The organism is Rhodococcus sp. MEB041 (genome assembly GCF_030208955.1).
Lineage (GTDB): Bacteria > Actinomycetota > Actinomycetes > Mycobacteriales > Mycobacteriaceae > Rhodococcoides.
Genome location: NZ_JARVSZ010000007.1, coordinates 55,352 through 78,885, shown reverse-complemented (window position 1 = coordinate 78,885; position 23,534 = coordinate 55,352). Strand labels below are relative to the sequence as shown.

The 23,534-nt window shown below is 64.6% G+C and carries 23 protein-coding genes and 1 tRNA gene; 16 read left to right on the top strand and 8 right to left on the bottom strand.

Annotated elements, in window-relative coordinates:
• The first annotated feature begins 9 nt into the window (after positions 1-9).
• From QRN16_RS20090 to QRN16_RS20055, 8 genes are all read left to right on the top strand, one after another.
• Positions 10-201, top strand: a complete 192-nt coding sequence (locus tag QRN16_RS20090; RefSeq protein WP_285189431.1) for a ferredoxin — start codon at positions 10-12, stop codon at positions 199-201.
• A 1-nt stretch (position 202) separates the two neighbouring features.
• Complete coding sequence (locus QRN16_RS20085) at positions 203-1,381, top strand: NAD(P)/FAD-dependent oxidoreductase (protein ID WP_285189429.1); 1,179 nt, start codon at positions 203-205, stop codon at positions 1,379-1,381.
• The gene (locus QRN16_RS20080; RefSeq protein WP_285189427.1) at positions 1,378-2,568 is read left to right on the top strand and encodes a cytochrome P450; all 1,191 of its coding nucleotides are present in this window, start codon (positions 1,378-1,380) and stop codon (positions 2,566-2,568) included. Before QRN16_RS20085 ends, QRN16_RS20080 begins: the two co-directional genes overlap by 4 nt.
• A gap of 91 nt (positions 2,569-2,659) precedes the next feature.
• A complete protein-coding gene (locus tag QRN16_RS20075; protein ID WP_082544379.1) occupies positions 2,660-3,160 on the top strand; it encodes a DUF2505 domain-containing protein in 501 nt (166 codons plus the stop codon).
• 56 nt (positions 3,161-3,216) lie between these two features.
• Complete coding sequence (locus QRN16_RS20070) at positions 3,217-4,455, top strand: cytochrome P450 (protein ID WP_285189424.1); 1,239 nt, start codon at positions 3,217-3,219, stop codon at positions 4,453-4,455.
• Positions 4,456-4,458: 3 nt separating this feature from the next.
• Entirely contained in the window at positions 4,459-5,643 is a 1,185-nt protein-coding gene (locus QRN16_RS20065; RefSeq protein ID WP_285189422.1) for a DUF3500 domain-containing protein, read from the top strand.
• Positions 5,640-6,095: a nuclear transport factor 2 family protein gene (locus tag QRN16_RS20060; protein WP_285189419.1), complete on the top strand. Its 456-nt coding sequence runs from the start codon at positions 5,640-5,642 to the stop codon at positions 6,093-6,095. Before QRN16_RS20065 ends, QRN16_RS20060 begins: the two co-directional genes overlap by 4 nt.
• A gap of 29 nt (positions 6,096-6,124) precedes the next feature.
• Positions 6,125-7,495, top strand: a complete 1,371-nt coding sequence (locus QRN16_RS20055; protein ID WP_285189417.1) for an AMP-binding protein — start codon at positions 6,125-6,127, stop codon at positions 7,493-7,495.
• 29 nt (positions 7,496-7,524) lie between these two features.
• Here the strand turns inward: QRN16_RS20055 and QRN16_RS20050 are convergent, their stop codons facing one another.
• Positions 7,525-8,268: an NADPH-dependent F420 reductase gene (locus tag QRN16_RS20050; RefSeq protein ID WP_285189415.1), complete on the bottom strand. Its 744-nt coding sequence runs from the start codon at positions 8,266-8,268 to the stop codon at positions 7,525-7,527.
• Positions 8,269-8,354: 86 nt separating this feature from the next.
• Between QRN16_RS20050 and QRN16_RS20045 the strand changes: the two genes are divergently transcribed.
• Positions 8,355-8,756: a MerR family transcriptional regulator gene (locus tag QRN16_RS20045; RefSeq protein ID WP_285189413.1), complete on the top strand. Its 402-nt coding sequence runs from the start codon at positions 8,355-8,357 to the stop codon at positions 8,754-8,756.
• A 211-nt stretch (positions 8,757-8,967) separates the two neighbouring features.
• Positions 8,968-9,645 carry a nitroreductase gene (locus tag QRN16_RS20040; protein ID WP_285189411.1) on the top strand — a complete coding sequence of 226 codons (678 nt, stop codon included), beginning with the start codon at positions 8,968-8,970 and terminating at the stop codon, positions 9,643-9,645.
• Positions 9,646-9,689: 44 nt separating this feature from the next.
• On the opposite strand, the gene QRN16_RS20035 is transcribed toward QRN16_RS20040, so the two are convergent.
• Complete coding sequence (locus QRN16_RS20035) at positions 9,690-10,439, bottom strand: SDR family oxidoreductase (RefSeq protein WP_285189408.1); 750 nt, start codon at positions 10,437-10,439, stop codon at positions 9,690-9,692.
• 143 nt (positions 10,440-10,582) lie between these two features.
• On the opposite strand from QRN16_RS20035, the gene QRN16_RS20030 reads away from it, so the two are divergent.
• On the top strand, positions 10,583-11,434 hold the full coding sequence (locus QRN16_RS20030; protein WP_285189407.1) for a helix-turn-helix transcriptional regulator: 852 nt from the start codon (positions 10,583-10,585) through the stop codon (positions 11,432-11,434).
• A gap of 19 nt (positions 11,435-11,453) precedes the next feature.
• Here QRN16_RS20030 and QRN16_RS20025 read toward each other — a convergent pair whose 3' ends face one another.
• Both QRN16_RS20025 and QRN16_RS20020 read right to left on the bottom strand, forming a co-directional pair.
• On the bottom strand, positions 11,454-12,527 hold the full coding sequence (locus QRN16_RS20025) for a tartrate dehydrogenase (RefSeq protein ID WP_056443057.1): 1,074 nt from the start codon (positions 12,525-12,527) through the stop codon (positions 11,454-11,456).
• Positions 12,528-12,570: 43 nt separating this feature from the next.
• Positions 12,571-13,266, bottom strand: coding sequence for a GntR family transcriptional regulator (locus QRN16_RS20020; protein WP_056443060.1), 696 nt, complete (start codon positions 13,264-13,266; stop codon positions 12,571-12,573).
• A 98-nt stretch (positions 13,267-13,364) separates the two neighbouring features.
• Here QRN16_RS20020 and QRN16_RS20015 point away from each other — a divergent pair, with 98 nt between their 5' ends.
• From QRN16_RS20015 to QRN16_RS20005, 3 genes are all read left to right on the top strand, one after another.
• Entirely contained in the window at positions 13,365-14,528 is a 1,164-nt protein-coding gene (locus QRN16_RS20015; protein WP_285189404.1) for a mandelate racemase/muconate lactonizing enzyme family protein, read from the top strand.
• 189 nt (positions 14,529-14,717) lie between these two features.
• Complete coding sequence (locus QRN16_RS20010; protein ID WP_082544380.1) at positions 14,718-16,097, top strand: cation:dicarboxylate symporter family transporter; 1,380 nt, start codon at positions 14,718-14,720, stop codon at positions 16,095-16,097.
• Positions 16,098-16,201: 104 nt separating this feature from the next.
• Positions 16,202-17,161 carry a phosphoglycerate dehydrogenase gene (locus tag QRN16_RS20005; RefSeq protein ID WP_056443065.1) on the top strand — a complete coding sequence of 320 codons (960 nt, stop codon included), beginning with the start codon at positions 16,202-16,204 and terminating at the stop codon, positions 17,159-17,161.
• An 85-nt stretch (positions 17,162-17,246) separates the two neighbouring features.
• Here the strand turns inward: QRN16_RS20005 and QRN16_RS20000 are convergent, their stop codons facing one another.
• Positions 17,247-18,503 (bottom strand): saccharopine dehydrogenase family protein, encoded by a 1,257-nt coding sequence (locus QRN16_RS20000; protein WP_285189400.1) that lies wholly within the window; start codon positions 18,501-18,503, stop codon positions 17,247-17,249.
• Positions 18,504-18,608: 105 nt separating this feature from the next.
• On the opposite strand from QRN16_RS20000, the gene QRN16_RS19995 reads away from it, so the two are divergent.
• Together QRN16_RS19995 and QRN16_RS19990 are read left to right on the top strand one after the other, a co-directional pair.
• Entirely contained in the window at positions 18,609-19,217 is a 609-nt protein-coding gene (locus QRN16_RS19995) for a TetR/AcrR family transcriptional regulator (protein WP_056443070.1), read from the top strand.
• Entirely contained in the window at positions 19,217-20,125 is a 909-nt protein-coding gene (locus tag QRN16_RS19990; protein ID WP_056443073.1) for an oxygenase MpaB family protein, read from the top strand. The genes QRN16_RS19995 and QRN16_RS19990 overlap by 1 nt, the downstream gene beginning before the upstream one ends.
• A gap of 923 nt (positions 20,126-21,048) precedes the next feature.
• Here QRN16_RS19990 and QRN16_RS19985 read toward each other — a convergent pair.
• From QRN16_RS19985 to QRN16_RS19975, 3 genes are all read right to left on the bottom strand, one after another.
• Positions 21,049-21,120: transfer RNA gene (locus tag QRN16_RS19985), tRNA-Thr, on the bottom strand.
• A gap of 25 nt (positions 21,121-21,145) precedes the next feature.
• Positions 21,146-22,282 carry a GGDEF domain-containing protein gene (locus QRN16_RS19980; protein WP_285189396.1) on the bottom strand — a complete coding sequence of 379 codons (1,137 nt, stop codon included), beginning with the start codon at positions 22,280-22,282 and terminating at the stop codon, positions 21,146-21,148.
• Between the two features lie 160 nt (positions 22,283-22,442).
• Positions 22,443-23,534 carry a GGDEF domain-containing protein gene (locus QRN16_RS19975; RefSeq protein ID WP_285189394.1) on the bottom strand — a complete coding sequence of 364 codons (1,092 nt, stop codon included), beginning with the start codon at positions 23,532-23,534 and terminating at the stop codon, positions 22,443-22,445.

The window sequence follows — 23,534 nt, the reverse complement described above, 5'->3', positions numbered from 1 at the left end:
GAGCACACGATGAAGATCGACGTCGATTCCACGCGGTGTGAGGGCTACGGATTCTGCGAGGAGCGAGCCGGCGACCTCGTGCGACTCGACGAGGACGGCATCCCCGAGATACTCGTCGACTCGGTGCCCGAAGAACGTTACGATGCCGCACGTTCCGCCGTACGCAGTTGCCCGGTCGCGGCCTTGAGACTGGCGGAGTGACATGCTCACCCACGATGGCACGATCGTCATCGTCGGCGGATCGATAGCAGGCGTCACGGCCGCCGAAGAGCTCCGGTCGGCAGGTCACCTCGGCCCGATTGTGATGATCGACGAGCAGCCGCACCAGCCGTATGCCAGACCCCCACTCTCGAAAGCGGTACTGACCGGGGTGGACTCAGTGGAGTCGGTCGCTCTTTCGCCTCTGCAGGACTCGGCGCTCACGCACATGTCCGACCAACGCGTCGTCGATGTCTCGATCGAAGGATCCGCGGTGATCCTCGCCTCCGGTGACCGCATCAGGTTCGACGGCCTCGTGATCGCGTCGGGAGCACGACCCATCACCATGGCCGACCTCGGACGCAATCCGGACGGCGTTCCGGAGAAGGTACTACGCACCGTCGACGACGCCCGAGCGATTCGTGATGCCCTGGCGACCGCGTCGAGTGTCATCGTGATCGGCGGGGGGATTCTGGGCATGGAACTGGCGTCGGCGGCCGTCGAGGCCGGAGCGCGAACCGTCGTCGTCAGCAACGAACCACCGATGAGACGACAGTGTGGGCCGTTCGTCTCGGCTCTCGTCCAACGCCGAGCTGAAGCCCGTGGGGTCGAATTCCTGATCCACCCCGACGGGGCTCGCCTGGTGACGAACGGTTCGACACCTGGTGTGGACACCGGCGGGTCGACCATCACGGCCGAACTCATCGTCACCGCGGTCGGGGACTCCCCCAACGTCGACTGGCTCATCACGTCCGGGCTTGCGGACCGTCGTGGCGTGCAGGTCGACAGTCGCTGCCGGGTCACGCCGACGATCGTCGCAGCCGGCGACATCACCACTCACGGACCGAGCCGCCGACGGCATCCGCACTGGTCGGCCGCGATCGACCAAGGGAGGACCGCAGCACGCGCGCTCGTTCTCGGCGACGCAGCATCCGGGTTGCACGCTCGTCCGTACTTCTGGACCGACCAGTTCGGACTCGCCCTGAAGATGAGCGGAGACATGCCGTTCGACGGATCCTCCACCGTCATCGAAGGCTCGCTGGACGAGTTCTCCGCGCTGGTGCAATTCAGCTCCGACGACGGGCCCGTGGGCGCGCTCTCCCTCAACCGGCGCGTCCCGATGTCACGCCTACACCGGATAGCCGCCCCCTCCCGTACAACCAGCGAAGAAGTGAGGACATGACAAGCGCCGACCACGACATCGACATCACCGACATCGACCTGTTCAGTGGCGAGAACCTGACCGACCCGTACCCGATCTACCGGCGCCTGCGAGACACGGGAGCATCCGTATGGGTCTCTGCTCTGGAGTGCTGGGCCGTTCCCCGGTACGACGACGTCCGCGCGTCGCTCCAGGATTGGGAAACCTACTCCTCCGCACAGGGTGTCGGAATGAACGACGACATCAACGAACTCTCCGGCGGCACCGTGCTGGCGTCGGATCCCCCACTGCACGATCAACTTCGGGGCGTACTCGCGGACCGTCTGGGGCCGCGTGCCATTCGGTCTCTGTCCGGCCCGATCCGCGAGCAGGCAGACGCACTCGTCGAATCATTGGTCGAGCGAGGCACATTCGATGCCGTCACCGATCTCGCTCGGGTATTTCCCCCTACCATCATCGCCGACCTCGTGGGCCTGCCCGGGGAGATTCGCCCCCAGCTCCTGGAGTGGGGCGACGCCGTCTTCAATACGCTGGGACCGCTGAACGACCGGTCGATGAACGTGATGCCTGTGGTGGGTGACCAATTCCAATGGCTCTACAGCCTGGACGGCAGCGAATTGCGCGAAGGGAGTATGGGACGCGCGATCTTCGATGCTGCGGACGCCGGACTCATCTCTCGGGAATCAGCACCTGCTCTACTCTCCGCCTACACAAGCGCCTCCATGGACACGACCGTGAACGCGCTCGGCTCCGCGGTCGCGCTGTTCGCGCAACACCCCGATCAGTGGTCCGGATTGCGCGTCGACAGAACTCTCGTGCCGTCCGCGTTCGACGAGGTGCTCCGCTTCGAGAGTCCACTGCAGATGTTCACCAGGGTGGCCACGCGAGATCATCGTCTCGGCGAGCACGACATCTCGAGCGGCGATCGCTTGATCATGATGTACGGGTCCGCCAACCGCGACGAGCGCCACTTCGGCGACACGGCGGGATCATTCGACATCACTCGCGACGCGTCGGACCACGTGGCGTTCGGGTCCGGACTGCACGGTTGCGCCGGCCAGGGGTTGGCTCGACTCGAAGCGCACTCGGTGTTGAACGCCCTCGCCGATCGAGTGGTCTCGTTCGCGATCGATGGCGAACCGGTTCGTCATCTGAACAATCTGGTCCGAGGCTTCGGATCTCTCTCCGTCTCCGTCGAGCGTGCCTGACCTTCCTGACTCCGGACCGGAACAAAGTACTTCGACGTCCGCCACGATCGTGTTATAAACAACCTAACTATAGAGATAATAAGGAGACGCCATGCCGTCCGAACTCGATATCGAACATTCCTTCTCTCGACCCGCTCGCGAGGTGTACCAGCTGTTCTGTGACAAGAGCTTCGTCGAGGAGAGGCTTCAGATCCTCGACGCCACCGCAAGAGAAATCCTGTCGCACGACGTGTCCGACGACAAGCTCGAGGTGTCCGTCCGCACCGCGATGTCGCGCGACAAACTGCCCAAGAAGGTCCGGGGATTCGTACGGGGCGAGCCCACGATCACGCGCACCGAGAGTTGGCGCCCGAGCGAGTCGGGATTCATGGGTGAGTCCGACGTCAAGATGAGCGGCCCTGGCGCGATCAAGGGGCGCATGGCACTCGAAGATACCGGCGAAGGAAGCAGTCTGACCGTCCACTTCGATATCGAGGTGCCGATACCGATGTTCGGTGGCGAGGTGGAGCAGATCCTGGTGTCCGAAATCTCCGAGACCATGAACGTCGAGGCGAAGTTCACCGAACAGAGCGTCGCCGACCGGTCCAGCTGAGCTCCAGTTCTGCACTGTCGCAACACCCTTCACGCTCGCCGGACCTCAGGAGCACCATGACCACCTCGATCGACCCACTGGACAAGCTGACCGAGATCGACTTCTTCGACGAACGCCTGCTCGACGGCCGATTGCACGGCGCCCTGGCGGAGCATCGGGAAGCCGACGTCCCGATGGTGGTGGATCAGTTCCGACGCGTACACCTCCTCCGGTACGGCGACGTGCGTACCGCCTACATCGACCAGGCCGGCTACCGGAACATCGGTACCGGTTTCGTCGAGTCCTTCGGCTGCATGAGCGGCCCGCTGCACGACTGGCAGGCGAACGCCCTGCTCGTGCAGGACCCTCCGCGCCACACCGCGATGCGGCGCGCCGTGCGCCACTTCGACGCGCGACTTGCTCGTCGGCTCGAGCCGACGATACGTCGACAAGCACACGATCTCGTCGATCGGTTCCCCGAGGACGGGGTGGTGAACTTCGCGCACGAATTCGGATTTCGGCTCCCTGTGAAGATCATCATGGGGCTTCTCCGTCTGCCCGAAGAGGACGAGGAGATGATCGGCGAGTGGTCACCCCACACGCTGCCCATCGCGTGGGACGACATCGACAGGGCGGACGAAGTCAACGCGCTCTTCCGTGAGTATGTGGAGAGGAAGATTGCGGAACGCCGATCGACCCCGCTGGAGGACGACACACTCTCGGACCTCATCGACGCTGCGGATCGCGAGGGCCTCACCCACGACGAGCTCTGGGCGACGGTACAGACGGTGATTCTCGCAGGACACGAGACGACGTCCAGCGCCTTGAGCATCGGTGTGCACACCCTGCTCACGCAGGGTGACCACTGGCAGAGTCTCCGCGAGGACAGGTCGTTGCTGGCCGGTGCGAGCCATGAGATCTTGCGATACGACCCCGCAGTGATCTCGACCGCGCGAGTACTGACCGCGGACACCGAACTGCATGGTGTCGTACTGTCTGAGGGAACATCACTGGCGTTGTGCATCACCTCGGCCAACCGCGACCCGCGAGTGTTCGACTCACCTGATGTCTTCGACATCTCCCGATCGAACGCGCACGAGAATCTCACGTTCGGCGCCGGCATTCACCGCTGCGTCGGCGCGCCCCTCGCCCAACTCGAGATCCCCACAGCTCTCGACGTCCTCCTCGACCGACTGGTACACGTCGAGGTCGCGACCCCGCCGGAGTACGAGCCGGGCTTCTTCCGTCAGTTCGGCGCACTCCAGCTCGGTGTGACGACACGCCCGCGCCGAACAGGCCTGACCGCACAGGAGTAGAACATGCCCGACGAGTACCCGAACGCGTTCGAGGCTCCACTCACCGCGTCGCGACTGGTGTTCACCGCGATCGGCCTCTTGGATACATTTACCGCCGAACAGCGCAGTGCTGCAGTAATTCCCGACTTCGAAGATCCGCGCCGAACGGACTGGGACATCATCCCCAAGCCGGATCGGACGGGCGTCTCGTTACACCTGCTCGATCGCCACCAGAAGGTGCTGGCGTGGGACCTGGTGCGGATGTGTCTGCCGCTGCGCGCTTTCACCAAGGTTCTCGCGATCACTCAGCTCGAGACGGTCCTCCGTGATTTCGAGCAAGAATTGCTGGGGCCTGCATTACAGGCCTGGCGAACACCGGACTCGTACTTCCTCACGATCTTCGGCCGGCCCGGTTTCGAGGACACCTGGAGTCTCCGGTTCCTGGGCCACCATGTGTGCGTGAACATCACAGTCGTTCGTGAGCGCTGGGTGATCGCCACACCGATGGCGCTCGGAGCCCAACCTGTCCTGTACGACGGTGTTCTGCATCCGCTGCGCGACGACGAGGGCCTGGCATTCGACCTTCTGGGGGAACTGAACGACGCACAGCGATCCACGGCGATCATTCATCCGGTCGCGCCGGCCGACTTCGTGACTCGGCAGGTACCGCACATCGGGGAGGTGGAGTACGGCGACCTCTACGACCTGGGCATGCTGCAGTATCGGATCACCGATGCCGATCGCGAGGCGACGAAGTTCGAACGTGCTCGGCCGCGAGGGCTCTGCGAGACCGAGATGAATTCCGCACAGCGCGACATCCTGCGGTCGCTGCTGTCGTGTTATCTCGACCGACTGCCCGAGGAGTTCCGACCGGCCTCGGAGAACTGGCTGAAGAATCTGGCCACCGACGACGTCCATTTCGCGTGGGCCGGTGCGACAGTCCGCGGGCAGGCCCACTACTTCCGCATCCAGACGCCCCGATTCCTCATCGAGGCAGTGAACTCGGTGAACAACGGAAACCACCTACACACGGTGCTCCGTGACCTCGACAACGACTTCGGCAAGTCGATGCTGGAGCGGCCGGAGTTCGACCGCTCGGTTCTCCGCGAGCACCTGACGACACGCACCACATCCTCGATTCCGTACGAGTCGGACCACTCACAGATCCCGGAATCGTCCACGACCACCTCGAAGGAGACACGTTCATGACCCACGAAAGTCACCTCGTCGCCCGCGCCGACGACCGAGCAATGATCACCGCGGTTCTCCATCGTTACGCCCACCTGGCGCGCGAGGAGGCGGACTTCGCGCTCATCGGAACACTGTTCACACCGTCCGGCACCTTCTCGTTGCAGGACGGCACGACGTGGGGACGGGACGAGATCCACAACGTCGTACGAGGGGAAGAAGCCGCATACATCCGGCATCACGCCACGACCATCGACATCGAGTTCGTCGACGATGACACCGCGCACACGATCACGACCTTCTTCACCATCACCGACGAGGCGTCTCCCGACCACTGGGGCAACTGGGAGGACGTGCTGCGCAAGCAATCGAACGGGACGTGGCTCATCGACACCCGAGTGGTGACCGCAGAGGGCGCCGACCCGGAAGGGTGGTTGATGCGTGTGTACACAGCCGAGGCCGAAAAATCGTGACCGAGGCAGGGCCGCACCTTCTCTCTGCCGTGGAAACCGCCACGGACGACCGGACCGCGGTGACCATCGGCGGAGCGTCCCTCGGCTGGAGCGAGCTTCGCTCGGCAGCTGACGCCTCCACACCCGGGTTGGCCGGGGTGACCAGCGTGGCCGTGCGGGCGACCCCCACCGTCGAGACGGTCGTGGCCGTCGTCGCCGCACTCCGGGCCGGGGTGTCGGTCGTTCCGGTGCCTCCGGACTCCGGTCCTTCGGAATGTGCGCACATCGTGTCCGACTCCGGCGCCGAAGCGTGGTTCGGAGAGCCGGGCGACCCGTTGCTACCCCACATCGGAATCGACGGCAGCCGCACCGGCGAACCGTTGACCGCCCGGACGGGCGACAAGTCCGCCATGGTCCTCTACACCTCGGGTACCACAGGTCCACCCAAGGGAGTGCAACTGAACATGCCTGCCCTGGCGGCGTGCCTCGACGGTCTGGCCGAAGCCTGGGCCTGGACAGCCGACGATGTGGTCGCCCACGGGCTGCCGCTGTACCACGTGCACGGTCTCATCCTCGGTCTGCTCGGGCCGTTGCGCGTGGGCAGCCCGGTGATTCACACCGGCCGCCCCACCCCCGACGCGTACGCGGATGCAAGCGCATCGATGTACTTCGGGGTGCCGACGGTGTGGACGCGCGTCGTGGCAGATCCCGCTGCCGCGCGGCGACTCGGCGACGCTCGACTACTGGTCTCGGGCAGCGCCGCATTGCCGTCGCAGGTTTTCACGCAACTGCACGAACTCACCGGGCATCGACCTGTCGAGCGGTACGGAATGAGCGAAACCCTGATCACCCTCTCGACCCGCGCAGACGACCCGGACCGCATCGCCGGTACGGTCGGCCGGCCTTTACGGGGCCTGCGCACCCGGATCGTCGACCCGGCCGGAGACCGAGTGGCAGCAGACGGCACCACCGTCGGCCGACTGCACGTCCAGGGAGCCACACTCTTCGACGGATACGTGGGCGGAATACCGGGCGAGTGGACGGAGGACGGGTGGTTCGTGACCGGTGACGTTGCCACAGTGGACGCTGACGGGCTCCATCGAATCGTCGGCCGCGAGTCGACCGACCTGATCAAGTCGGGCGGGTACCGCATCGGTGCCGGGGAGATCGAGTCCTGCCTGCTCGGTCACCCGTCGGTGGCGGAGGTCGCTGTGGTCGGTGAAGCCGACGACGACCTCGGGCAACGAATCGTGGCCTTCGTCGTTTCCGAAGGTGACGTTACGAACGACACTGCGAGACAACTCATCGACCACGTGGCCACGGAACTGTCCAATCACAAGCGGCCGAGAGAGATCCGCTTCGTCGACGACTTGCCCCGAAATTCCATGGGAAAGGTCCAGAAGAAGCTTCTGCTCCGGTGAAAGAATGCTCGGCGCGGTCACGGGGCCTGTCAGCTGTAGCAGGCGCGGTTGATCGCGACGAAGAATCTCCCGTCGACAGTGCCGCCTGCCTCGATGTAGTCGCCGATACATGTCATGACGAGGTCGCGACGCTGCGGAACGCGCTCCTTCTCGGCCGCCGCCAGCCAGTGCGGCATGTCCTCACGGGTGCGGTCGGTGCAGTACACGGGCGACCCGGGCTGCTGGCGCCAGGAATCGGCGAGGACTCCGGCGTCGACCGCGTCGAAACCGGTCTCCTCGACCAGCGACATCGCGAGAGCTCGGTGGGCATCGTCGTCGGCCGCCACCGGGATCGCCACGCGATGCGGATCACCGGGCTCGGTAGCCTTGTCATCGAGGGACTGCGAGGTGATCGCATTCCACGCCTTGGCGACAGGTCGACCGAAGAGTTCGGATAGCCATACGCTTTCGGGCTGCCCGTCGTCGAAGGCCTGCATCGCGCCATCACGCACCGGGTAATAGTTGGACGTGTCGATGACGAGTGCGCCCTCGGGAGCCGCCTTCACGTGAGCCGCGATGTCGGAGTTGCGGTTCATCGGTACCGACACGATGAGCACGTCGACGTCGTGTGCAGCGTCGGCGGCGGTGACGGGGTCGGCGCCGGTACTCAGCGCCGCGGCGTCGATGGTCTCGGGGCCGCGGGAGTTCGCGATCTTCACGTCATGGCCTCGTCGGCTCAGCCGCCGGGCGATGGTAGAGCCGATCGAGCCTGCTCCGATGATGCCGATCTTCATGAACTGGTCCCCTCCGAGATGGTGTGTTCCCCCATCATGAACCTTGCCATTAGTGTGAAGGTCAAATAGTCGAGGTGAGGGGCATCATGCGGATCGGCGAGTTGGCTACGAGGACCGGAATTGCGGCGCGCATGCTCCGCTACTACGAGGAGCAAGGGCTCATCAGCCCGCGCAGGCTCGACAACGGGTACCGAGTCTACGACGAGTACCTCGTGGACCGGGTCCACAAGATTCGCGGGCTCATCGATGCGGGCATTCCCACCCGCATCGTCGCCGACATCCTGCCGTGCCTAGGCAAGCCGCAGACGATCGTCGTGGAGAACGCCGATCCGAGTCTGCATTCGAAACTGGCAGCCGAGCGCGATCGCATGAACCAGAAAATCGACTTCCTCACCCACAACCGCGACGCGATCAGCGACTACCTCGACGCACTCGACAAAGCCACCACCAGCCGCGCCGACGAGCCCTCGAACGCCGCGAATACCTGATCACACAGCCCCGGTGAACCCGGGGCGGTTCTCGAGCGCAGTTGTCGGCCATGACCACAACAGACTCTCGATGTGACGTGTACGACGTTCTTTTGCCTTCACACTGATGTGAAGGTCGGATCATCGAGGAGGTGACGACGCACTCGTCGACCAGGTCGTGCCGTTCTCACGTCGACATCTTCCACCGTTTTCACAGAAAGGGAGCCCGACCATGACTATCTCCGATCTGCTTCGCGCGCGCCCTTCGACCCGAGCATTCCTGCCCACGCCCCTACCGATGGCGGACATCACCGACATCCTCGAGGACGCACAGACGTCACCTTCCAACAGCAACACTCAGCCATGGACAGTGCACGTCGTATCCGATCCGAAACGGCGTGTCATCAGTGAGCGCATGTTGGCGCAGTTCGAGGCAGGTAGGCAATCACCCGACTTCACACTCGGGTACGGGGACGGCCGGTACTCGGATCGTGCCGGTGCCCATGGCGCAACTCTTTACGGCGCACTGGGTATCGAACGCGCCGATGCCGAGCGTCGATTGGAGTTGCAGCGCGAGAACCTCCGCTTCTACGGTGCACCTCACGTGGCGTTTTTGTTCATGCCGATGATCGGCGACGGGGTGCGCACCGCCGGCGACATAGGAATGTGCGCCCAGACCTTCTTGCTGTCGCTGGAGTCGCGGGGATACGCCGGAATTCCCCAGACGATGTTGGGAATGTACGCGGACGATGTGCGAGCCGTACTGGACGTGTCGGACGACATGAAACTTCTGTTCGGTATTTCATTCGGTACCGCAGATCCGAGCGAACCGATAAATGACCTCGACATGCACCGCCTTCCGGTGGCGGATACCGTAGTCGTCCACGACGAGAGGTCGCAAACTCGATGACATCACCCGACAACAGCTGACGCTGGCGATTCGCCGATCAGGGGCTACCGACTGCTCATCATGGCGAGAATATCGTTGTAGGAACCGTCGGACACGGCGTTCCTGAGGACGCGGGCACGCTGGACTACCACCTCGTCGGCATTCGGGTCGTTCCGCAGGAGCTCCATCGTTTCGCTGAGGAACTCGTCCAACGGCATCGCGTGGTCGTCGTCCTGTTGACCCAACAAGGTGGTTCGCACGCCCGGCGGGACCACTTCGACTACCTTCAGCGCCGACCCCGCCTCCGCCAGCTGGATGCGCAGAGTCTCGGTGAAAGAGTGCAGCGCAGCCTTCGTCGCGCTGTACGTCGGGGTGACGGGGTAGGGGACGAACGCCAGCGACGACGTGACGTTGATCAGGCTCGCGTCGTCCCGATCCTTCAACAACGGCAGGAACACGTAGGTCATCCGGATCGTACCCAGCAGGTTGGTCTCGACATGACTTTCCGCCACACCGAGGTCGCCGGTGTCGAGGATGTTCTCCCGCAGCATGATTCCCGCATTGTTGATCAGGACGTTCATATCGGGATGACTCGTACGGACGATGTCCTTCGCTCGGGAGATCGAGTCGGGGTCCGCCACGTCGAGTACCAGCGACTCCATCCCCGGATGCTCGGCAGTGATGCGATCGAGCAGGTCCACCCGACGCCCCGCGACGATGACCGTGTTGCCCGCCTCGTGAAAGCGTTCGGCCAGACCCAGGCCGATGCCGGAGGTACCGCCGGTGATCAAGATGGTGTTGCCAGTCGACTTCATTCTGTATGTCTCCACTCGTCGTGCGGTCGGTCGGTGACCCGCATCGACGAACGTAGGACGTCGCGGACGATGTCGGCAGAGAAGATCTGTCCAGGGACCGCCGGTCCCTGGATGAAACGTCGGCGACGGACGAGGATCCAGGTATGGAGAAGATGGAACTCGCGGAGTTCTTGCGTCATCGGCGCGAGGCCATGCAACCGCGTGACGTGGGGCTGATCAGTGGACCACGCAGACGGACGAGCGGGCTGCGGCGCGAGGAAGTCGCTCAGCTCGCCGGAATGTCCACCGACTACTACGCGCGGCTGGAACAACAACGTGCACCCCGGCCGTCCGTCGACATCACGACGGCGCTGGCGCGGGCCCTCCGACTGACACTCGACGAGCGAGACCACCTGTTCGTGCTGATCGGCCACAACGCACCGGCCCGGTTCCAGTGGGACGAGCACGTGAGTCCGACCCTGCTCACCGTGCTCGACCGTCTGCACGACACCCCGGCCCTCGTGCAGACCGACCTCCTGGACACGCTCGCGATGAACCCGTTGGCCATCGCCCTCCTGGGCGATCAGACCCGGCATACCGGCCTGGCCCGCAGCGGCTACTACCGATGGTTCACGGACCCATCCGAACGACTCCGCTTTCCGGAGGAGTTGCATGAACAGCACGGACGAGCGCACGCTGCGCGCCTGCGCGTCACCCTGAACGCCGGTAGCGACGTCCGCCGAGCGGCTGAGATCCTCGCAGCACTGCGACGCGACAGCGCGGAATTCGTGCGCATGTGGGAGCTGCACGAAGTGGCCCAGCGATACGACGACTGCAAGACCGTCGTTCACCCGGAACTCGGCGCCATCGATGTCGACGGACAAGTTCTGTTCACGGAAAATCGCGCCCAGACCCTCGTGGTGCTGGCGACTCGACCGGGCACCGAGAGCCACAGCAAACTGCAGCTGTTGAACGTCGTCGGTGACCAGAAGATGACTCCCGAACGACTGGTGTGACGGGGTTCCCGCCCCCGGCTCAGCCCAGACGAGCCACGATCGCGTCTCCGAGACTCGCGGACGTGGAGGTGCCACCCATGTCGGGTGTGAGGGAGTCGCCTCCGCGTGCGAGGACCTCTTCGACGGCGGTGAGAATCGCTGCGGCAGCATCCTTCTCACCGAGGTGTTCGAGCATCATCGACGCACTCCAGATCTGACCGATCGGATTGGCGATGCCACGGCCGGCGATGTCGGGAGCGGAGCCGTGCACAGGCTCGAACAGACTGGGGAATCGCCGCTCCGGGTTGATGTTTCCGCTGGGCGCGATTCCGATGGTGCCGGTGCACGCTGGTCCGAGGTCGGAGAGGATGTCGCCGAACAGGTTGCTCCCGACCACGACGTCGAACCAGTCCGGGTGGAGCACGAAGTTCGCGGTGAGAATGTCGATGTGGTACTTGTCCACGCGCACATCGTCGTAGTGAGCGGCCATGGCCTCGACCCGCTTGTCCCAGTACGGCATCGAGATCGAGATCCCGTTGCTCTTGGTGGCGGAGGTCAGGTGCTTCTTCGGGCGGGTCCGGGCCAGTTCGAAGGCGTACTTCAGAATTCGGTCGACGCCCACACGGGTCATGACCGTCTCCTGGAGAACGGTCTCCCTGTCGGTGCCCTCGAAGATCGTGCCACCGACGCTCGAGTACTCGCCCTCCGTGTTCTCCCGTACGACGTAGAAGTCGATGTCACCGGGTTCGCGCCCGGCCAGCGGACTGGTGACACCCGGAAGCAGCTTGACCGGGCGGAGACTGACGTACTGGTCGAAGTGCCGGCGGAACTGCAGCAGGCTGCCCCACAGGGAGACGTGATCGGGGACGGTGTCGGGCCATCCGACAGCACCGAAGAAGATCGAGTCGAATCCGACGAGTTCGTCGAACCAGCCGTCGGGCATCATCTTTCCGTGCCGTGTGTAGTAGTCGGCACTGGCGTAGTCGAACTGTTCGTGGTCGAGGGTGAAGTCGAATGCCTTCGCGGCTGCCTCGAGGACCTTGATGCCCTCGGGTACTACTTCCTTGCCGATTCCGTCTCCGGGAATGACGGCGATGCGATGAGTGGAACCCATGGGGTGCGTACCTTTCGGTGTGTGGGAGTCGCTGACGGAGGCGTCAGGCAGAGTCCTGATGGTGGGTGAGCTCGTCACCTTCGAGCGCGTCGATCGCTGCGGCGGTGAGGCTGTTCAGAATGTGCTTGCGTGTCAGCTCTCCCGCCGCGTGGCTGTCACCCGAGACGACGAGTTCGAGGATCTGGAAGTGCTCGTCGAGATCGATGGTGCGGGGTTCCGCGCCCGGCGGCAGTTCCAGGCCCACCCGCCGATACCTGTCGGACTTGTCCCATAGGTCTTCCAGCAGGTGAATGAGTACGTCGTTGTGGGACGCGAGGTACAGGGTGCGGTGGAACTCGCGGTGCGCGATCAGCCCCTCCTCCCCCCACTTCTGAGTCACCGGGACCAGTCGAGACGCCGCGGCCCGCATGTCGACGATGTCCCGTTCGGTGCGCCGCTGTGCAGCCAGTTCCACAGCGGTGGGGTCGAGCGACAGACGCACCTCGAAGAGCTGCCGCGCCTGAGTGGCCGACATCGGTGCGATGCGCACGTTCTTGTGACTGTCGAGTTCGATCAGCCCCTCACTGCTCAGGCGCCGCACCGCCTCCCGTAGAGGGGTGATGCTCATCTGCAGACGATCGGCCAGTTCGTACTGCGCCAGACGCGAGCCCGCGGGCAGTGTTCCCAGCAGGATCCAGCTGCGGAGCTGGGCGTAGGCGACGTCTCCCTTGCTGGAGAAGACATTCTGCGCAACGGCCACGATGGTCCGCCTCTCGACAGGGGGTTGTGCTCTCGGTCACGGCGAGTATAGCTTGGAAACATCTTATAAGACTTACAAGATGCAAGAGAGGCCCCAGCATGAAGATCACCTCCGTCCACGAGGGCACCGTTCCGATCAGCTCCTCCATCCGCAATGCCTGGATCGATTTCAGCAAGATGGACTGCTCCATCGTCGCCATCGTGAGTGACGTGGTGCGCGACGGCGAGCCCGTCGTCGGGTACGGCTTCAACTCCAACGGCCGCTACAGCGCCGGCGAGATCCTGCGGCGCCGCATCATCCCGCGCCTGCTCGACGCGACGCCGGACTCGCTCCTCGACGCAGAGGGCGAACTCGATCCCACCATCGCGTGGGACGCCATGATGAGCAACGAGAAGCCGGGCGGACACGGCGAGCGATCGGTCGCTGTCGGTGTGGTGGACATGGCGCTGTTCGACCTCGCGTCGAAGATCGCCGAGAAGCCGCTCTACCGCTGGCTCTCCGACAAGCACGGTGACGGTGCACCCGACGACTCCGTGTTCGTCTACGCCGCCGGTGGCTACTACGCCCCCGGAAAGACACTCGCGGATCTACAGGACGAGATGCGCGGATTCCTCGACCAGGGTTACCACGTGGTCAAGATGAAGATCGGCGGCGCCGACCTCGCCGAGGACCTGCGCCGCATCGAGGCAGTCCTCGAGGTGCTCGACGGTGACGGTTCACGTCTCGCAGTCGACGTCAACGGTCGTTTCGACCTGGCGACCGCCCTCGAGTACGGCAAGGCCATCGAGCCCTACGGCCTCTTCTGGTACGAAGAGGTCGGCGACCCCCTCGACTACCGACTCAATGCCGTTCTGTCCGAGAACTACTCGGGTCGCATCGCCACCGGCGAGAACCTCTTCTCGCTCCAGGACGCCCGAAACCTCGTGCGGTACGCCGGCATGCGTCCGGACCGCGACATCATCCAGGTCGACCCCGCACTGAGCTACGGCCTGACCGAGTACCTGCGCATCCAGTCGATGCTGAAGGACCACGGCTGGTCCTCCCGCCAGTGCATCCCGCACGGCGGTCACCAGTTCTCCCTGCACATCGCCGCCGCACTCAAGCTGGGCGGCAACGAGTCCTACCCCGGCGAGTTCCAACCCACCGGCGGATTCGCCGACGGCGCCGTCGTCGAACGGAGCCAGGTGGGACTCACCGAGAGCCCCGGCATCGGGTTCGAGGAGAAAGCCGCCTTCTACAAGGTGCTGCGCGAACTGCACTGACCCGCATTCCGCACGTTCTCCAGCTCCACCTGCTCCACCGATCGACAGGGCCACACCTGATGCCGACCATCCGGCGTGGCCCTGTCCGGTGCTGCGCGAACGCGTATCGCGGTCGCCCGGCTCACACCACGGCCCGGCAAGCGCCGGACCGGATCTTTCGCTACTCCTGACTCGAGGAGCACGACCATCATGGCATCCACCCCCGTCCACCCCCATGTCGATTCCCTCACTCCCCCACCGAAACGGTCCCGATTCGGCCGCCTGATCCGAGAACTCTGGTTCCAGGTCGTCATCGGAGCAATCGCCGGCATCGCCGTCGGCATCCTGCTCCCGGACGTCGGATCCGCGCTGAGCCCGCTCAACGACTGGTTCATCTCGCTGGTCAAGATGATCGTCGTCCCGGTGGTCTTCTGCGTCGTCTCGCTGAGCATCGCGTCGATGGACAACCTCCGCAAGGCCGGACGCATCGGCGTCAAGGCCATCGGCTACTTCCTTGTGCTGTCACTTCTTTCGATGCTTTTCGGGCTCGTTGTCGCCAACGTCTTCCGACCCGGCGACGGTATGAACATCGACCCGTCCGCCCTCGACCCCTCCGCGGTACCGGAATCGGCCACCGGCTCGGTGTCGGCCGTAGAGTTCATCAGCAACATCATCCCCGAATCTCTCTTCGGGGCGATCACCGGACACACGATCCTCTCCGCATTGCTCGTGTCGATCGTGTTCGGCGCAGCCCTGAACGTCAGCGGCGAAGCCGGCGTCCCGATCACCCGCGCCATCAATTCTCTCTCGACCGTCGTGTTCAAGATCGTTGCCTGGGTCATGCGGTTGGCCCCCATCGGCACCTTCGGTGCTCTCGCAGCTGTCGTCGCCAATTACGGCGCATCCACGCTCCAGCAGCTCGGGTACCTCATCCTGCTCTTCACCGCCACCTGCATCGTCTACGTCATCGTCATTCTCGGCGGCATCGCCAGGGCTTGCGGGCTGCGGCTGTGGCCACTGATGAAGTACCTCAAAGCCGAGCTTCTCGTCGCACTGAGCACGTGCTCGAGCGAAGCAATTCTGCCGCAACTGATCAAGAAGCTCGAACATCTGGGCGTCGGAAAGCCGGTCGTCGGCATCGTCATCCCCTCGGGGTTCTCGTTCAACCTCGACGGGTCGGCCGTCTACCTGACGATGGCGTCTCTCTTCCTCGCCCAGGCAGTCGGCGTCGACCTGTCCTGGCAGCAGCAGCTGATCATGGTCGGCATCATGATGCTGACGAGCAAGGGCACTGCCGGTATCGCCGGAGGTGCCTTCATCGTGCTCGCCAGCACCATCACGGCTGTCGGACACATCCCACTGGCCGCTCTGGCACTCATCGTGGGTATCGATCGCATCCTCAACGAGGGCCGCGTGTTCATCAACGTCCTCGGCAACGCCATGGCCGCCATCGTCATCGGCAAGTGGGAGAACGACTTCGACGGAGACCGTGCCCGTGACGTCCTCGCTGGGAAGGACGATGTCGATGGTGACCACCCGGTAATCTCGACCGACCAGCGTGAGATGACAGGCGCACACACCACGGCCTGATCCGCATCCACCTGCACCACCGACGAAACGTCGTCAGCACCCGTCCCGTCGGACGGGTGCTCACGACGTACCGCTGCGGTCCGACACAAAAGGAGACGACACTCATGACCACCGTCCTCATCACCACCGACTATCTCCGCCCCGGCGACGACGTCGACACCATGCTCCGCGCGCACGGTCACGAGAGCGTCCACTCCCCCGCGACCGGACCCCGCCCCGACGGTGAGATGGCCGCGCTTCTCGCCGCGTGTGACGCCGCCATCCTCGCCAGCGAACCCGTCACTGCTGCCATGCTCGACAAGTCTCCGACCCTGCGGGTGATCGCCCGCAGCGGAGTCGGATACGACTCCATCGACATCGAGGCCGCTACCCGGAACGGGGTTCTCGTCTGCAACACTCCCGGGGCCAACCGCCACGCGGTGGCCGAGATGACCATCGCTCTACTTCTGATGTGCGCGAGGCGCATCGGCGAGACCACCGACGGCGTGCGGCGCGGAGAGTGGCCACGCCACGACACCCGGCAGCTACGGGGCGCGACACTCGGCATCATCGGTCTCGGGCCCAGCGGACGGGCCGTCGCAGACCTCGCTCACGCGTTCGGCATGACTGTTCTGATCTCCACCGGTCACCCCGACCCCGAGCTCGACGTCACCTACGTCGACAAGACCACCCTGCTTCGGGAGTCCGACTTCGTCAGCCTTCACGCCCGCGCCGGCGGCGCACCCGTCATCGACGCCGCGGCACTGGCCGAGATGAAATCCACCGCCTACCTCGTCAACACCGCCCGCGGATCGATGGTCGACGAGAACGCCCTCGTCGACGCGCTCCGGGGCCACACCATCGCGGGGGCGGCCCTCGACGTCTTCGCCACCGAACCGCCCGACCCGGACAACCCGCTCCTGGCCATACCCAGGGTCGTCGCCACCTCACACCTGGCCGGTCAGACCCGCGAGGCGCGCACCGATGCGGGTACCGCCGCCGCACAGTCCGTCATCGCAGCACTGGCCGGTCGGCCGGCCGCGGGTGCGATCAATGCCGACGCGCTCGCATCGTCGATCGAGTGACGCTCGGCAGTGAGCGGCCTGATCGAGCTGTCGGCGGATGCGCTGAGGCCGGTCGCGTACTCGGAAAGCAGTGCCTCGAAGATCGCTAGAGTTTTCGTGCGCTCACTTCCACGCCTGCCGCCCGCAGTCGGGTGACGAGCGCGTCGCCGATTCCCGTTGCGGGAGTGAGCACTCCTCCGCCGATGCCGGGGAGCTCGTCGCGATTCAGAGCGAGAGCGAGAGCGGACTCGCCGAGCATGACGGCCGTCGCCTTGTATCCCGGGTCACCCTTCGCCTTGACCCGTGAGACGTAATGCTCGCCGGACGTGGTGGTGGTGTAGATGTCTATCGTGAAATGGCCCTTTCGCTGGGTCTTTTCGCTCGGCCCCTGACCCGGCTTCGGCAACAACTTGTCGAGAACGAACCGTGTCGGCTTGAAGGCCAAACCCGCGAAAACGGCCCCCAATCCCACCGCGATCCCCCCCGCCATAATTCGCGACAGCGGCGAGGATCCAACGCTCATCACCTCGCTGTACTTGAACGTCTTCCCGTACGCGTAGCCGAGAAGCGCGTTCGAGCGCCGAACGACACGAGAGTTGTAGGGAGCCATGATGAAGGGCGCCTTGTAACCCTTCAATGACGGATGAATACTCGCCCCCTTCACGATCGGCGCGTCGTTCTGCCGACCGAGATCGGGTTCGATCGAGCGGTCAGGACTCAAGGAGTACGGACTCAGAACGACCGAGCGGGCTTTCTCGTTACCAGCCATGTCATCGATCTGCGTGCGGAACGAGTCGATGGTGCCGCCGCTCATACCCCCCCTCATCGACGTGAGCACGAGAGTGGTGTCGGTGAGTTCACCGGCGCCGTCAGCGTTGACCTTCTCGTACAACGCGTATACACCGATGTCCGACGGGATCGAATCGAAGCCACACGAATGAACGATCCGGGCGCCGGTGAACCGGGCCAGTTCGTCGTTTTCGTCGGCGCTCTCGCGCGCGAACAGCACTTCACCGGTCAGGTCGACATAATCCGTCCCCGCCGCGGCACAGGCATGGGCCAGCGCCTTGCCGTACTTCGCGTAAGGACCGACAGTGGTGATCACCACATGCGCCTGTGCGGCGAGAGCGTCGAGGGCAGCCGAATCGTCCGCCTCTGCAACCAAGATCGGCCAGTCGGCAGCAGTAGCACCAAGAGTAGAACGAACGGCCACCAACTTGCTCTGCGATCGCCCGGCCAGGGCGATCCGTGTATCTGCGGGCCCGGCCACCGATAGGTGTTCGGCGACAAGTGACCCGACGAAGCCGCTGGCTCCGTAGACGATGACGTCGTAGTCACGGACACGCTGTTCTGAAGAGGTCATGCGGCGAACGTTACGTGACTAAGCGTTGTTTTGACACTGGTTCATATTATGAATGATACTTCAAATATGGTGACGGACGCTGCACAGCGTGGTGAGCGACGCCGCATGCGAACGCGTGCGAAGTTGATCGACGCGGCCGAGGAACTGCTCGCGAACGGCCCGTTCGCGGCGGTACGGATCGAGGACATCGCCGACGGCGCCGACATGTCGGTGGGCGCCGTGTACGTGCATTTCGAGAACAAGGACGGCGTGATCGCGGCCGTGGGTGAGCGCATCGCGACTCGGGCGATCGACCAGCTCACCGCCGCTCTCGAGCCCGGACAGTCACCCTACGAGCAGTTCGCCGCCGCCGGCCCGGCCTACATGCGGTTCCTCCTCGACAACCCGGCATTCCTTCGCTACCTCGCGACCGAGTCCGCCGGCCCCGAGTCGCAGGCGCTGCAGGAATCCGCGTCGCGCACCATCTCGGCGTTGCTGTCGCTGTTCGAATCAGCGATCCAGGCGTGTGTCGATGCCGGGGAGATTCGCACTCTGGATGCGCGCTTGATGGCGCACTTCCTCTTCGGCGCCTGGAACGGTGTCGCCGGGCTCGTGCTGGGCCCGACCGGAGCAACCCTCACTGCCGCGGATGTCGAGCAGTGCCTCGAACAGGCCAGACAGATCGTGCTGGCGGGGCTGGCTTCGACGCCGGCTCGAACGGAAGGACAACGCTGATGAGCCTGACCAAAGCCCGCTACCCTCTGGCCCGTTACTGGGAGTCACGACGCGTGTCCGGGGCGGAGGTGCACCGCATGATCGACTCCCTCGATCCGGTCGAGGACGACGTGGAGATCACCCATCTCAGCATGGAGGTGCTCACTCCGCCGCTGTTCGCGTACATGGGGTACGCGTCTGGTTTCGCTCGAACCCTGGGTAACCCGGCGACTGCCGACCGCGCTTGGCGCAACGGGACCGGCGATCAAATTGTGAAGTCGGCGAAGCGCGACCTCGACACCCTGACCTTTTTCGGGGAGTTCATGAGACGGGGACATCGCAGTCCCGAAGCGCAGGCGGTGTTCGACCGCATCCAGCAAATTCACGGGCAGATCGGGAAGGTGTCCAACGAGGGTCAGATCCACGTGCTCGGGATGTTGATCTTCGATCAGGAACGATTCGCCCGGTACCTCGGACACCGATGGTTCTCCGACCGCGAGAACGAAGCTCGATTCAACTTCTGGCTGGGAGTTGGCAACGGTATGCGCCTGCGCGACATGCCGCAGACGCGCGACGACTTCCTGGCATGGATCGACGACTACGAGGAACGCCTCTTCGCACCGTCGGTCGCGGCCACCGAGGTGTTCGGAGGTCAGCTGAAAGGCATCAGTGCCTACGTTCCCGCGCCGATGCGGCGACCGGTCCGCGACATGCTCATCGGCAGTCTCGAACCCCGAGTACGCGAACTCCTCGGCTTCGACAAACCCTCCGTGCCGGTCACGCCGATGGTGAAGGTGGGCACCAAGGCGCTGATGGCCGCTCGCCCCGTCGTTCGGTACCGACTCGACCGCACCTGGGTAGGCAACTTCAGCAGATTCGGCGACGATCCCCCCATCGCCGAGATGGGTTACCAACACAAGCCCCGCTGACTGAGAACACACACCGACCTTCGAAGCGGTGGTACGCCGCGGCGCTTGACGCCGAGGTGGTGAACACCCCCTGGTGGCGTGGCTGCCGCCCATCTCAGCGATGCCTCGTTGTCACCTCGGACGAACATCGATGGAGGACCTGCGAGATCGGTACCGCGCGTGGTTCATTGGTCGTGTGAGATCACCGGACGAAGCGTTCGACGTCAACGACGTTCCCATGACACGAGACTAGATCGACACAACACTCAGCAGGTTCAGACAACAGCCTGCCGGCGGCACCGGGACTCTGCGAGAACGAAAATGGGCAGAAACGGCAGCTGACATCGCGGGCCACCGAATCGCTCCATCAGCCCTTCGACCACATCGTGGTCGAAGGGCTACGGATCGATCACAACGACGTCCTCGCTCGGCGTGGATGTGGCACCGTTTGGCGGTCGCCGTCTGACGCTCACTCCACCACAATCTGCGCCGGGTGGTTCTGTTACACCGCGGCGACAACGCCGGTTCCACGAATTGCGTTGCGGAGCCCATGACCCTGCGATCAGCGCTGTTGATGCCGGCTCCTGCTTCACCAGTAAGCGAGAGATCGTTGGTCCACCCCGGTCCGCATTCGTCCACGCCATCCGCAGACACAGCGTGAAGCGGGTGGAATGCGTCCACTGGAGTCCGCCAAGGTTTATAGGCTGTAGTGGACACTTCGGCGCTCGAGCCCACCCACAGCCACTCACGTCCACCCGAGTCCAGTGAACAAGTTATGGATGAGTTGTGGCAACTCGTCATCGAGCAGAAATCGACTAGTTCTCGCAGTGACCGGACGCACCTGCCCCGTGGCGGACCTGCACGGAAGTACCGGGGGAAGTCGTGAAACGAGAGGTGAGATCAGGCTCTTTCGGAGCATTCGTGCTGGTCAGAGGCATATCGAGAGCCTCCTGTCAGGATTGAACTGACGACCTTTCGCTTACAAGGCGAGTGCTCTACCACTGAGCTAAGGAGGCGTGCCCGGCGAACCGAGCGGCACCATCATAACGAGAGCCCCTCCTGCCGGCGCCCGCCCACCCCGTCGGTTCCGGGGTCGGCGACGCTGACCCTGTTCCCGCCCTGTCGCTTCGCCTGGTACATGGCGGCGTCGGCGCGATCGAGCAGGCTGTTGAGCATCACGGCGGTGTCGCCGCGGGCCTGCGACAGGGGCAGGGAGGCCACCCCGATGGATGCGGAGATCGGTGTCGCGTCGTCGTCTCGATGGATGGCGTGCAGCAACGCGCGGGCGACCGCCGGTCCCCTCGACTCGTCGCCGGCGACGACGACCAGGAACTCCTCGCCGCCGATGCGCGCGGAGACGGCGTCGAAGGACACCCGACCGATCCGGGCGGCGGCGCTGCGGAGGACGTCGTCGCCGATGGTGTGGCCGAAGCGGTCGTTGACGGACTTGAAGGCGTCGAGATCGAGGCAGACGGCGGACACGACGGTGGCGCCGTCGGCGGGTGCGAGTCGCGCGCTGCGGAGCATCGATTCGACGTCGACGAGCAATCCGCGTCTGTTCCGTAGACCGGTCAGCTGGTCGTAGAACGCGCGCGCCGCGTCGTCACGCAGTGCGGTGAAGAACAGGTGATTGAGCGACGACGCGGCGAAGAGGACCACGAGGACGGTGACCAGGGTCGACACGGCAGCGGACACCTCCACCGACGTGGTGGTCACCAGTCGGAGGAACAGCAGCCCGGCGACGCCGATGGCCCAGGCCTCGTGGCAGACGAAGACGCGCACGCCGTGGAACGCATTGGCGTAGTTCCCCACCGTCACCAACAGCGCGGCGGAGATGACGACGATCTGGGACGGCGGTAACGCGAACAGCACCGCGGCGATGATGACGTCGCCGATGATGACGAAGCGCAGCGACCACGTCCGGGACAGGAAGTGGCCGCGACCCCACATCAGACCGAGCGCGATGGAGACGACGGTGGCCACGGCGAACACCCACCCGGATGCGCCGAGTCCGGCGTCACGAGCTGTGACCAGATCCGCGACCGTCTTCACTGCGAGCAGGAAGCAGGCCGCGCTGATGAAGTACGGCGCCGACCTCAGGTAGGCGTGGGTCCGGTGGTAATTGGCGACCCACGCGTAGTCGATGTCGGACGACCACCATTCGCGGAGAACACGCACTCGAGCCAGCCTTGCATCGAAACGGACAACAGTGTCGACGGTGGTCCCCACACCGTCGTCGGCCACAATGGTAGGCACACGATCCCCGGTCGACACGGTCATTGCGGGAACAGAGCCCGAAAAAGACCGACCGAACGAGGTCGACGACGGTTTCCGGTCGTCAGAGGCAGTGCGCGTCGTCGCCCGTCGCGACTGCTGCGCGATGCCCACCGCACCGTTTCGCCTCGTACATGGCTCGATCAGCAGAGGCGAGAACCGTGTCCAGAAGGTCCTGAGTATCGACGCGGCCGTCCGGCAGGGGAACGGTGGCCACACCGATGGACGCAGTGACGGGGGTGGGATCGTCGGGGCGGTGAATGGCGTCGAGAAGGGCGCTCGCCATCAGTGGCCCGGGGTCACCCGCACCGACGACCACGAGGGCGAACTCCTCCCCGCCCGTCCGCGCACTGACGGCGTCCCCGGCGACCGCGGCGATCCGACCGGCCGCGCGTCTGAGCACCTCGTCGCCGGCCGCATGGCCGTGCCGATCGTTGATCGACTTGAACGCGTCGAGATCGATGCACAGGATCGACACCGTGACCGGCGTGCCGGCGGCGTCATGGATCTGCTTCTCCACGTCGACGAGCAGGCCCAGACGATTACGCAGCCCGGTGAGCTGATCGTGATAGGCCCGCACCGCGTCGTCACGGAGCTGCGTGAAGAAGACGTGGTTCAGCGTGGATCCGCCGTACACGACGAACGCGATGACCACTGCGGTCGCGGCCACGACGACCAGGCTCTCGGACCCCACGGCGAGCGCTCGCAGCACCAGCGCCGTCGTCACCCCGAGGACGAGGATGCTGTGCACGAGGTACACGCGCAGGCCGTGGAATGCGCTCGCGTAATTGCCCACCGCGAGCAACAGCACGCTCTGGACGACGATCACCGACGACGGCGGCAGCATCACCAGAGGGACCAGGACGACGATGTCGGCGATCGCAACGAACGCGACCGATCCGAACCGGCGCGGCATTCGTCCGCGGACCCACCACAGCGCGAGAGCGGCGGTGACGGCTGCGCACACCAGAAGGATCGGCGGACGGAACCGGTCGCCTCGGACGGTGGCCAGATCCGCACCGGTCTTCACGAGAAGCAGGACGCATGCGAACGCTATGAGGTACGGCGCTCGCCGGATCGCGGTGCCGTGGCGGTGGTACGCCACGACGCTCTCGTAGTCGACGTCGGCCGCCGAGATTCCGGGGAGCACGCGCAC

Bases quoted from the DNA above. Each gene is read 5' to 3' on its own strand.
- QRN16_RS20090 (WP_285189431.1), top strand. From the start codon at position 10: ATGAAGATCGACGTCGATTCCACGCGGTGTGAGGGCTACGGATTCTGC.
- QRN16_RS20085 (WP_285189429.1), top strand. From the start codon at position 203: ATGCTCACCCACGATGGCACGATCGTCATCGTCGGCGGATCGATAGCA.
- QRN16_RS20080 (WP_285189427.1), top strand. From the start codon at position 1,378: ATGACAAGCGCCGACCACGACATCGACATCACCGACATCGACCTGTTC.
- QRN16_RS20075 (WP_082544379.1), top strand. From the start codon at position 2,660: ATGCCGTCCGAACTCGATATCGAACATTCCTTCTCTCGACCCGCTCGC.
- QRN16_RS20070 (WP_285189424.1), top strand. From the start codon at position 3,217: ATGACCACCTCGATCGACCCACTGGACAAGCTGACCGAGATCGACTTC.
- QRN16_RS20065 (WP_285189422.1), top strand. From the start codon at position 4,459: ATGCCCGACGAGTACCCGAACGCGTTCGAGGCTCCACTCACCGCGTCG.
- QRN16_RS20060 (WP_285189419.1), top strand. From the start codon at position 5,640: ATGACCCACGAAAGTCACCTCGTCGCCCGCGCCGACGACCGAGCAATG.
- QRN16_RS20050 (WP_285189415.1), bottom strand. From the start codon at position 8,268: ATGAAGATCGGCATCATCGGAGCAGGCTCGATCGGCTCTACCATCGCC.
- QRN16_RS20045 (WP_285189413.1), top strand. From the start codon at position 8,355: ATGCGGATCGGCGAGTTGGCTACGAGGACCGGAATTGCGGCGCGCATG.
- QRN16_RS20040 (WP_285189411.1), top strand. From the start codon at position 8,968: ATGACTATCTCCGATCTGCTTCGCGCGCGCCCTTCGACCCGAGCATTC.
- QRN16_RS20035 (WP_285189408.1), bottom strand. From the start codon at position 10,439: ATGAAGTCGACTGGCAACACCATCTTGATCACCGGCGGTACCTCCGGC.
- QRN16_RS20030 (WP_285189407.1), top strand. From the start codon at position 10,583: ATGGAGAAGATGGAACTCGCGGAGTTCTTGCGTCATCGGCGCGAGGCC.
- QRN16_RS20025 (WP_056443057.1), bottom strand. From the start codon at position 12,527: ATGGGTTCCACTCATCGCATCGCCGTCATTCCCGGAGACGGAATCGGC.
- QRN16_RS20015 (WP_285189404.1), top strand. From the start codon at position 13,365: ATGAAGATCACCTCCGTCCACGAGGGCACCGTTCCGATCAGCTCCTCC.
- QRN16_RS20010 (WP_082544380.1), top strand. From the start codon at position 14,718: ATGGCATCCACCCCCGTCCACCCCCATGTCGATTCCCTCACTCCCCCA.
- QRN16_RS20005 (WP_056443065.1), top strand. From the start codon at position 16,202: ATGACCACCGTCCTCATCACCACCGACTATCTCCGCCCCGGCGACGAC.
- QRN16_RS20000 (WP_285189400.1), bottom strand. From the start codon at position 18,503: ATGACCTCTTCAGAACAGCGTGTCCGTGACTACGACGTCATCGTCTAC.
- QRN16_RS19995 (WP_056443070.1), top strand. From the start codon at position 18,609: ATGCGAACGCGTGCGAAGTTGATCGACGCGGCCGAGGAACTGCTCGCG.
- QRN16_RS19990 (WP_056443073.1), top strand. From the start codon at position 19,217: ATGAGCCTGACCAAAGCCCGCTACCCTCTGGCCCGTTACTGGGAGTCA.